Below are 4,462 nucleotides of genomic sequence, written 5' to 3' on the forward strand. Positions count from 1 at the left end.
CCGTTCTGGCCCGGGTCGCCCTCCCCACGCCGTTCACACACTTCTTCGTCTTCAATCCCGCTTGTCTTTTATAAACGGCAGCACGGCGTGCTCCCACTCCGTCCAGGCCCCCCCCCCCGCCCCCCGCGGCCGTGGTGACCGGCGCGGCCCCGGCCCTTGCCGAGCCCGCGTCCGTCCACAACGGAGACCAGGTCGCCCGCACCGCGGTGACGCCGAACGGGGTCGGCCACGCGGTCCACCCCTACGGCACGGACTCCGCACCCCGGGCCGCCGCGGCGTACGCCGGCACCCGGTTCATCCCGACCGCCCCGCGTCGCGTCCTGGACACCCGCTCCGGCCTCGGCCGCAACGGCGCCGTCGCACCGGTCGGCGCCGGCGGTCAGATCGAGGTCACCCTCACCAACCTCCCGCAGTACACCCTCGCCGTGGTGCTGAACGTGACGGGCACGTCGCCGTCCGCCAGCACCTACGTGTCGGTGTGGGAGGGTGGCGCCGTCGCCAAGCCCGACGTGTCGACCCTGAACCTGGTGCCGGGCGAGACCCGCGCCAACTCGGTCACCACGTGGGTGTCGGTCGGCAAGACGGTCAACCTGTACAACAACGCGGGCAGCACCCACCTGATCGCGGACATCGCGGGTTACTACGTCTACGACAACCCGGGCAGCGGGTTCACGACCCCGGGCCGGTACTTCGCCCAGGGCCCGACCCGCGTGTACGACTCCCGCAACACCGGTGGCGCGTTCTACGCCGGCGAGTCGCGCGGTATCGACTTCGCCCCGGCGGGTGTGCCCACCGGCGCGACGGCGGTGTCGCTGAACATCACCGGTGTCGACGCGACGGCGAGCACCTACGTCACGGCGTGGCCGTCCGGCGTCACGCGTCCGACCGCGTCCAGCCTCAACGTGGTGCCCGGTGGCGCCACGCCCAACGGCGTGACCGTCGCCCTCGGGTCCGACCGCAAGGTCAACCTGTACAACAACGCGGGCTTCCTGAACCTGGTCGTCGACACCGTCCGGCGACAGCGCCAGAGCCGTGATCCGCGGCATCTCGGTGAACGAGGTCAGGTCCCCGAACCCGGCCTCGGTGATCTCGGCTTCCATCACGCCCCCTGTCGCGACCTGGCGAAGTCCCAGGCGTCTCGCACGATGCCGGTCAGGTCGACCCGCTCGGGCTTCCAGCCCAGCTCGGTGCGGGCCTTGTCGCTGGAGGCCACGAGCACCGCCGGGTCGCCCGCCCGGCGCGGCGCCACGTCGGCCGGGATCGGGTGGCCGGTCACCTCGCGGCACGCGTCGATGACCTGCTTGACCGAGAAGCCCAGGCCGTTGCCCAGGTTGTAGATCCGGTGCTCGCCCGCCGTCGCGTGCGCCAACGCCCGCAGGTGCGCGTCGGCCAGGTCCACGACGTGGATGTAGTCGCGCACGCACGTGCCGTCGTCGGTCGGCCAGTCGTCGCCGTAGACCTGCACCCGCTCCCGCTGCCCCAGCGCCACCTGGAGCACGATCGGGATGAGGTGCGTCTCCACGCCGTGCCGCTCGCCGGTCCGCTCGTACGCGCCCGCCACGTTGAAGTAGCGCAGCGACACCGCGGCCAGCCCGTGCGCGGCGGCGTAGGAGGTGATCGCGTGGTCGATCGCGAGCTTCGTCGCGCCGTAGGGGTTGGTGGGGCGGGTCGGCGCGGTCTCCGCGATCGGCACCTGCTCCGGCTCGCCGTAGGTCGCCGCGGTGGAGGAGAACACCAGGCGGGGCGTGCCGTGCGCGCGCATCGCGTCCAGCAGCCGCAGCGACGTCACCACGTTGCCGTGCCAGTACTTCGCCGGGTCCTGCACCGACTCGGCCACCAGCGACTTCGCCGCGAAGTGCAGCACGCCGTCGAAGCCCTCGCCGCCCACGCCCTCGGTGAGCACGTCCCCGATCGCCTCGTCGATGCCCGCCTCGACCAGCCGCGCCCCCTCGGGCACCGCGTCCGCGTGCCCGGTGGACAGGTCGTCCAGCACGACCACCTCGTGCCCGGACTCCACCAACCTGGCCGCGCAGACGCTGCCCACGTACCCGGCGCCGCCCGTGACGAGCAACCTCACCCTGCACCCCTGCTTTCGACTAGACCGTCATCGACCGCGGCTGCCACCAGCCGCGGCTGCACTGATCGAGGTCGCTACCGATCACGACCGGCGCCCGCCGAGGGCACCGCCGTGAACGTCCTCGGTGTCGTCCACCCGCGCTCCGCGAACGCCGCCGGCACCCGCGCCACGACCTCGTCGTGCCGCTCGACGGGCACCAGCGCGATCGCTGACCCGCCGAAGCCGCCGCCGATCATCCGCGCGCCCAGCGCCCCCGCCGCCTTCGCCGCGTCCACCGCGACGTCCAGCTCCGGCGCGGACACCCGGTAGTCGTCGCGCAGCGACGCGTGCGAGGCGTCCAGCAACGGCCCCAGCTCGGCCAGCCGCCCGGACCGCAGCAGCTCGACCGCCTCCAGCACCCGCTCGTTCTCGGTCACCACGTGCCGCGCCAGCGGTCGCAACCGCTCGGGCAGCCGGGCCAGCGCATCGTCCACATCGGCCACGTCGACGTCCCGCAGCGCGGGCACGCCCAGGATCGACGCGGCCTCCTCGCAGCCCGCGCGCCGGGCGCCGTAGCCGCCGTCGGTGTGCGAGTGGCTGGCCCGCGTGTCGATGACCAGCACTTCCAGGCCCTGCGACGCGGCGTCGAACGGCACCTGCTCGGACTTGAACGACCGCACGTCAAGGAACAGCACGTGCGCCTCGGTGCAGCACAGCGACGCGGTCTGGTCCAGCAGCCCGGTCGGTGCGCCGACGAAGTCGTTCTCCGCCCGCTGCACCCACCGGGCGATCTGCGGCAGGTCGTCGACCGGGCGGTCGGCCAGCCCGAGCAGCGCGAGCGCCACCGCGCACTCCAGCGCGTGCGACGACGACAGACCCGCGCCCGCCGGCACGTCACCGGCGATCACCAGGTTCGCCCCGCCGGTCACGCCCTGCTCGCGCAGCACCCACGCCACCCCGGCCGCGTAGGCGGCCCAGCCGCCGACGACACCCGGTTCGAGGTCGGAGACCGCCACCGGGGACGCCTGCTGCACGCTCCCGTCGTCACCGACCGTGGCCACGTGCAGGCGGCCGTCGTCCCGCGGTGACGCGGCCACCGCGGTCCGGTGCGGCAGCGCGAACGGCAGCACGAAGCCGTCGTTGTAGTCGGTGTGCTCACCGATCAGGTTCACCCGGCCGGGCGCGGACCAGACGCCGTCGGGCGCCGCGCCGTGCAGCCGGGTGAACGCGGTGACCGCCCGTCGCGCCGGGTTCACCGCGCCTGCACCAGGACGGCGTGGGCGACCGCCGGGTCCAGTTCCGCGATCGTGCCGTTGCCGCGCACCTGGACGACCTTCGCACCGCCCATCGAGTCGACCTCGACCGTGCCGCCCGGCACCACACCGGCCGCCTTGAGCTCGGCCATCAGGTCCGGGTCGAGCTGCACGTGCTCCGCGATCCGGCGCACCTCGACGCGACCGCCGCCGCGCCGGGCCACCTCGTCCACGCGCACGAGGTCGGCTTCGGCGGCGGGAGCGGGCTCGCCGTCGCCCAACTTGTCCAGACCGGGGATGGGGTTGCCGTAGGGCGACGTGGTGGGGTTGCCGAGGAGCTTGACCAGCTTGCGCTCGACCGCCTCGCTCATGACGTGCTCCCAGCGGCACGCCTCGCTGTGCACGTGCTCCCACTCCAGGCCGATGATGTCGACCAGCAGGCGTTCCGCGAGCCGGTGCTTGCGCATGACCGCGATGGCCAGGCCGCGGCCCTGCTCGGTGAGCTCCAGGTGGCGGTCGTCGGCCACGACGAGCAGGCCGTCGCGCTCCATCCGACCGACCGTCTGGCTCACCGTCGGGCCGCTCTGGCCCAGCCGCTCCGCGATGCGGGCGCGCAGGGGCACCACACCTTCTTCTTCGAGCTCGTAGATCGTGCGGAGGTACATCTCGGTGGTGTCGATGAGGTCGTTCACACCCGCTCCCCTTACGTATGGCATCAATGCTAGACGGCCGGTCGCGGGTGCAGGATGGTGCCGTGCATCCACTGATCAGCACCGAAGCCCTGGCGTCCGCGCTGGACGGCGCGGAACCACCGGTCGTGCTCGACGTCCGCTGGCGACTGGGCGGACCGCCGGGACGCCAAGACTACGAGGTCGGGCACGTTCCCGGCGCGGTCTACGTCGACCTGGACACCGAGCTGTCGTCACCGCCCGGAGTCGGCGGCCGCCACCCGCTGCCCGACCCCGGGGAGCTGCAGGCCGTGCTCCGGGCCGCCGGCGTCCGCCAACATCACCCGGTCGTGGCGTACGACGGCGGTGACGGCTCCATCGCGGCGCGTGTCTGGTGGCTGCTGCGCTGGGCCGGTCACCCGGAGGTGGCGGTGCTGGACGGCGGCTTCGCGGCGTGGGCCGCCGAGGGCCGCCCGGACGGAACG

4 protein-coding genes are annotated in these 4,462 nt (G+C 73.3%); 1 reads left to right on the top strand and 3 read right to left on the bottom strand.

Features of this window, described 5'->3' with window-relative positions:
• Positions 1 to 1,099 precede the first annotated feature (1,099 nt).
• The 3 genes from galE to AB0G02_RS29485 form a co-directional block, all read right to left on the bottom strand.
• Positions 1,100 to 2,077, bottom strand: coding sequence for a UDP-glucose 4-epimerase GalE (gene galE / locus AB0G02_RS29475; RefSeq protein ID WP_360800218.1), 978 nt, complete (start codon positions 2,075 to 2,077; stop codon positions 1,100 to 1,102).
• Between the two features lie 74 nt (positions 2,078 to 2,151).
• Positions 2,152 to 3,312 carry a galactokinase gene (gene galK / locus AB0G02_RS29480; RefSeq protein WP_360800220.1) on the bottom strand — a complete coding sequence of 387 codons (1,161 nt, stop codon included), beginning with the start codon at positions 3,310 to 3,312 and terminating at the stop codon, positions 2,152 to 2,154.
• A complete protein-coding gene (locus AB0G02_RS29485) occupies positions 3,309 to 4,001 on the bottom strand; it encodes a metal-dependent transcriptional regulator (protein WP_360800223.1) in 693 nt (230 codons plus the stop codon). The genes galK and AB0G02_RS29485 overlap by 4 nt, the downstream gene beginning before the upstream one ends.
• Before the next feature lie 62 nt (positions 4,002 to 4,063).
• Here AB0G02_RS29485 and AB0G02_RS29490 point away from each other — a divergent pair.
• A partial coding sequence (locus AB0G02_RS29490; protein ID WP_360800226.1) for a rhodanese-like domain-containing protein occupies positions 4,064 to 4,462 on the top strand: 399 nt, incomplete at its 3' end.

Origin of the sequence: Actinosynnema sp. NPDC023658, from assembly GCF_040639995.1 — a bacterium.
GTDB lineage: Bacteria > Actinomycetota > Actinomycetes > Mycobacteriales > Pseudonocardiaceae > Actinosynnema.